The sequence below is a fragment of the uncultured Salegentibacter sp. genome, from assembly GCF_963972535.1.
In the GTDB taxonomy this organism is placed as follows: domain Bacteria; phylum Bacteroidota; class Bacteroidia; order Flavobacteriales; family Flavobacteriaceae; genus Salegentibacter.
Genome location: NZ_CAXAVR010000142.1, coordinates 1 through 5,697, shown reverse-complemented (window position 1 = coordinate 5,697; position 5,697 = coordinate 1). Strand labels below are relative to the sequence as shown.

Genomic DNA, 5,697 nt, shown 5'->3' with positions numbered 1-5,697 from the left:
TTTTCAAACTCCCTTGCTCCTTCTATTGTTGGTGCTTCGCTAAAGGTTTTTGATATGCTTAAAAATGATAATAGTCTACGCGAAAAACTAAAAAGCAATACTCAATATTTCAAAAAAGGAATTAAAGATGCCGGCTTTGATATTATAGATGGAGAATCGGCTATTGTACCGGTAATGCTTTATGATGCTAAATTATCTCAAAAAATGGCCGAGAGACTACTGGAAGAGGGTATTTATGTAATAGGATTCTTTTACCCGGTAGTTCCAAAAGAAAAAGCCAGGATAAGAGTACAGTTATCTGCCGCGCACGAGCAGGAGCATTTAGACAAAGCCATTGCGGCCTTCACCAAAGTGGGTAAAGAATTGGAAATAATTTAGTTTCAATGTTAAAGAGTAGCTGATCTTTATAATGAAATATTAGCAAAAACAAGGCTTTACAAATCTTAAAAAGCTCTCAAAAACGCCATTATCTAAGGGTTTATTAAGAAAACTTTATTATTTTATGCTTTGCCGATAAGCTTTAACAGTCTACTTTTGTTAACAATTAACACTTAAAACTAAACTATTGAATATGAAACATCTTAGCAAAATTTTATTCGCTACAATGTTGGTTCTGGGCATTACTTCGGTGACTGCGCAGGATGCAAACAATCCCTGGTCTATAGGGATTCAAACCAACGCGGTAGACTTTCACCCTACCACTGATGTAGGAGGAACTTTTGACGATTATTTTAACGTTGGAGATCACTGGAATATCTTGCCATCTATGTCTAGATTAACAGTAGGTCGTTATATTGGAAGTGGCTTTGTATTTGAACTTGCGGGTTCTGTAAACCAAATAGAACAATATGGCGCTGAATCTGTTCCACAAATGGCATATTATTCTGTAGATGGATCGTTTAATTACAGCTTAAGAGCTTTATTAAATGACGGATGGTTAGATCCTGTTGTTGGTATTGGTGGTGGTTACACCAGCATTGCTGATAATGGGGATTACCCAATTTCAGATCTTAGTGCAGCAACTCTTAATGGTAAATTCGGGTTAAATTTCTGGTTTACAGATAATGTTGCTTTAACTGTTGAATCTAATTACAAACACGTGTTTGATGTTGATGGTGCAACACACTTTCAACACGCAGCGGGTGTGAAATTTATGTTCGGTGGAACAGATTCTGACGGTGACGGGATCTACGATAAAGATGATGAATGTCCAGAAACTCCAGGTTTACCTGAGTTTAACGGATGTCCGGATTCTGACGGTGACGGGATTGAAGACCGTATGGACGCTTGTCCAAATGAAGCTGGTTTAGCTGAATTTGATGGTTGTCCTGATACCGATGGTGACGGAATTGCTGATCCTAATGATGACTGTCCTGAAGTAGCCGGATTGGCTGAACTTAACGGATGTCCAGATGCAGATGGTGACGGAGTTGCCGATAACGAAGACGACTGTCCAAACGAAGCAGGTCCTGCTGAAAATAATGGTTGTCCTTACGAAGATATGGACGGTGACGGCGTTTTAGATAAAGATGACGATTGTCCTGAAGTTGCTGGAACTGCAGCTAACAACGGATGTCCAGAACCAGACGTAGAAGTTATTTCTGAATTGAACGAGTATTCTAAAACTGTATTGTTCGACTTGAACAAGGCTACAATTAGAGATGAGTCAGAAGAAGCACTTCAGTCTATTGCTGATATTATGAATGAATATTCAAATACAATATTCCACATTGAAGGTCATACCGATAGTACTGGTAGCGCCGAATATAACGAGAAACTATCTCGTGAGCGTGCTGCTTCAGTAGAGAAATGGTTAGAAGAAAATGGTGTACCAAGCAACAGATTAACTTCTGAAGGTTATGGTGAAGAAAGACCAATTGCTACTAACAATACCGCTGCCGGAAGACAGGATAACCGTAGGGTTGAAATCTCTTTAGATAAAAATAAAGAAGTAAAAGATTCTGATTCTTCTATGGAATAAGAAATCTGGTAATTAGTTAGATAATTATTATAGAAAAACGCCTCGGTTCCCGGGGCGTTTTTTATTTTTAGCCTATGGTATCTTTTATTTCAGGAGTTCTAAAGGAACTCATTTCTTCAGAAGAAAATATTTCAGAAATCATCTTTATTCTTCCCAGCAAACGTGCGGGAAGTTTTCTATTAAAAGAACTTTCTCCTTTAAGTGAAAATCACATTTTCGCCCCAAAAGTTTATAGTATTGAAGAGTTCACAGAAGTAATTTCTAAAATAAAAACTGTAGATAATACCCTTACTCTTTTTGAGTTTTATAATGTCTACAAGAAAATTACACCAATAGAAGAACAGGAAGATTTTGAAACTTTTACGGCCTGGGCACAAAGCCTTATCCACGACTTTAATGAAATAGACCGTTATTTAATAGATTACGAAAGCTTTTTTAATTACCTGGCAGATATTCAGGACCTAAAACATTGGTCTATCCAGGAACCCAAAACCGAATTGATAAATAATTATTTATCGTTTTGGAATAGTTTACCGGCATTTTACGAAGCCTTAAAAGAAGAATTACTATCAAAAAACACCGGCTACCAGGGTTTAATTTATAGGAAAGCCTCAGAAAATATTACAGAATACACCCAAACGAACAAAGCCCAGCACATTTTTATCGGTTTTAATGCCCTAAATACTGCTGAGCAACTAATAGTTCAACATCTATTAGAAAACGATCGTGCAGAGATCTACTGGGACTTAGATGAGGTTTTTGTAAAAGACCGCCAGCACGATGCATCCCTTTTTATAAATCAGTATTTAAAAGACTGGCCGGTTTATAAGAAGAAGAAAGCTAAGCTCAACGTAAAGGAGTATTATAAAGCTAAAAATATTCAAATTACCGGCGTTCCCAAAAATGTGGGACAGGCGAAGTATTTAGGAGAATTATTGGCGAATTTAGATGAAGAAACACTACAGGAAACCGCCGTGGTTTTGGGAGAAGAAGATCTTTTGTTACCGGTTTTAAACAGTTTACCAACCAATGTAAAGGATTTAAACATCACCATGGGTTTTCCGCTTAAAAATGCGCCTATCGCTTCTTTGTTTGACAGGTTATTTCAAATTCACCAAAACACCGGTTCTGCTTATTATTATAAAGATGTGATCTCGGTAATTAATCACCCCGCTTTAAGCGAAATTCTAAAGCAGGAAACCGAGGTTTTTATTGAAAAAATACAATCAGAAAACACGGTAAATCTTTCAGAAAAAGAAATTATAAATTCCTTTTCTGCTGAAGCAAAACCTTTAATAAAAGCTTGTTTTAGAAGTTGGGATAACTCGCCTAAAAAAGCCTTAGAAGCTTTTCAGGAAATTATAAACCAGGTTAAATTTCATTTAAAAAGTAGCGAGAATAAGCTTGGTTTGGAGTTTTTATATCATTTTCATGTGCTGTTTAACAAACTGGAAAACCTCAACGAAGCTTATCCCCACCTAAAAAGTATTAAATCACTTTACCAGTTTTATAAAGAAATAATGAGTACCCAAAGCCTGGATTTTCAGGGAAGACCGTTTAAAGGTTTACAGCTTATGGGAATGCTGGAATCCCGCGCTTTAGATTTTAAAAATGTGATTATTTGCTCGGTTAACGAAGGCGTTTTACCTTCGGGTAAATCAGGTAGTTCTTTTATTCCTTTCGATTTAAAACAAACTTACAAACTGCCCACTTACAAAGAGAAAGACGCGGTTTACACCTATCATTTTTACAGGCTTTTACAACGCGCTCAAAATGTGCATTTGCTTTATAATACAGAAACCGACGGGTTGAATTCCGGAGAAAAAAGCAGGTTTCTTACTCAATTGGAAATAGAAAAACAACCAGCGCATCAGCTCACGCAGGCTATGGTGAGTCCAAAAGTTCCGGCAATTAAAAATGAACTTCGGGAAGTGAAAAAAACTCCTGAAATTATGGAGAAGATCCAATCCCTCGCTACTTATGGCTTCTCCCCTTCTGCCCTAACTTCTTATATTAGAAATCCGCTTGACTTCTACAGGCAGTACGTTCTAGGTGTTCGTGATAGCGAAGAAGTAGAGGAAACAGTAGCTTATAACACACTGGGGACGGTGGTACATGATAGCCTTGAGAATTTTTATAAACCGCTGGAGAACCAAATGCTCACGGAAGAGCATATAAAAGGTTTTAAAGCTAGGATCCAGGAAGAGATCACGCTTCAGTTTAAAAAATCTTATATGAACGGGCCGGTCAACCAGGGAAAAAACCTGCTGATTTATGAAGTGGCCAAACGTTATTTACGCAACTTTTTAAACCTGGAATTAGACAGACTGAAATCCGAAGAAATTAAAATCCTAAAAATTGAGAAAACTTTAAAATCTGAAATTAGGATAGAGCATCTTGATTTTCCGATCTTTATGCGCGGAAAAGTTGACCGTGTGGAAAATGCTGATGGTATAACCAGAATTATTGACTATAAAACGGGGAAGGTAACCCAGGATAAAATTGAAATTGTAGATTGGGAAGATCTCGCTTCAGATTACGATAAATACAGCAAAAGTTTTCAGGTATTGGCGTATACTAAGATGATGCAAGATCAAAGCTCGATAGATTTACCGGTTGAAGCCGGCATTATTTCATTTAAAAATTTAAAAAGCGGATTCCTGAAATTCGGCAAAAAAGATAAACCAAGAACACAAGATAAAGAAACTGCTATAAAGAAGGAGATTCTAGGCGCATTTGAGATAGAATTAAAGAAACTAATTACCGAAATTTGCGATCCTGAAATTCCTTTTAAGGAAAAAGAAATATAAAAAACCTATGGAAATCACTAAAAGAACTAACCTCCAGATAGATGGAAAGCACAATAAACCTATTCTTATAGATTTAATTTTTAACGACGATAAAAAACCCAAGCCAATCATAATTTTTTGCCACGGTTATAAAGGTTTTAAAGATTGGGGCGCCTGGGATAAAATGGGAGAATTTTATGCAGAAAAAGGTTATTTCTTCGTGAAATTCAACTTTTCTCACAATGGGACTTCTCCAGAAAACCCAACCGAATTTTTAAATATTGAAGCCTTTGGAGATAATAATTATATAAAGGAGTTAGATGACCTCCAAACAGTTATAGACTGGGTGCTAACCCCAGATTTTGACCAGGCTCAACAAATAGACGTGAAAAGTATTAACCTGATTGGGCATTCTCGAGGTGGCGGAATTGCAATTATAAAAGCTGCTGAAGAAGAAAGAATTAACAAGCTTATTACCCTTGCCGCGGTAAGTGATTTTGCTTCTCGTTTCCCAAAAGAAAAAGAACTGGAAGCCTGGGAGAAAAAAGGCGTGCAATACATAAAAAACACCCGTACCGGGCAGCAATTACCGCATCATTACCAATTCTATAAAAATTTTAGAGAAAACAGGGAGCGCTTAAATATTCAAAAAGCAACCAAAAAGCTGGATATTCCTCATTTTATTGCTCACGGAAGTAATGACACCACGGTATCTATTGCCGATGCCGGGAATTTATTTGAATGGAGCTCTATTTCTAAATTGCTTTTGGTAGAAAATGCCGATCACGTTTTTGGTATTTCTCACCCGTGGAATAAAGATGAATTAACTAAAGAATTTCAGCACGTGCTTAATAGAACGGCAACTTTTCTCGATGCCAGCGTTCAGGATCTAAAAGACGAATACATAGATAACGACGAAGCTGATTC

At 37.0% G+C, this 5,697-nt stretch carries 4 protein-coding genes; all 4 read left to right on the top strand.

All coding sequences use genetic code 11. The annotated features are described in order from the left end of the window. Positions 1–378, top strand: a 378-nt coding sequence (locus AACZ30_RS12600) for an aminotransferase class I/II-fold pyridoxal phosphate-dependent enzyme (protein WP_339649733.1), incomplete at its 5' end; no start/stop codon positions are given. Positions 379–571: 193 nt separating this feature from the next. Then, the gene (locus tag AACZ30_RS12595; protein WP_075325320.1) at positions 572–1,981 is read left to right on the top strand and encodes an OmpA family protein; all 1,410 of its coding nucleotides are present in this window, start codon (positions 572–574) and stop codon (positions 1,979–1,981) included. Positions 1,982–2,055: 74 nt separating this feature from the next. Then, on the top strand, positions 2,056–4,791 hold the full coding sequence (locus tag AACZ30_RS12590) for a PD-(D/E)XK nuclease family protein (RefSeq protein WP_339649727.1): 2,736 nt from the start codon (positions 2,056–2,058) through the stop codon (positions 4,789–4,791). Positions 4,792–4,798: 7 nt separating this feature from the next. Continuing rightward, positions 4,799–5,697, top strand: an 899-nt coding sequence (locus AACZ30_RS12585) for an alpha/beta fold hydrolase (protein ID WP_339649725.1), incomplete at its 3' end; no start/stop codon positions are given.

Bases quoted from the DNA above. Each gene is read 5' to 3' on its own strand.
- AACZ30_RS12595 (WP_075325320.1), top strand. From the start codon at position 572: ATGAAACATCTTAGCAAAATTTTATTCGCTACAATGTTGGTTCTGGGC.
- AACZ30_RS12590 (WP_339649727.1), top strand. From the start codon at position 2,056: ATGGTATCTTTTATTTCAGGAGTTCTAAAGGAACTCATTTCTTCAGAA.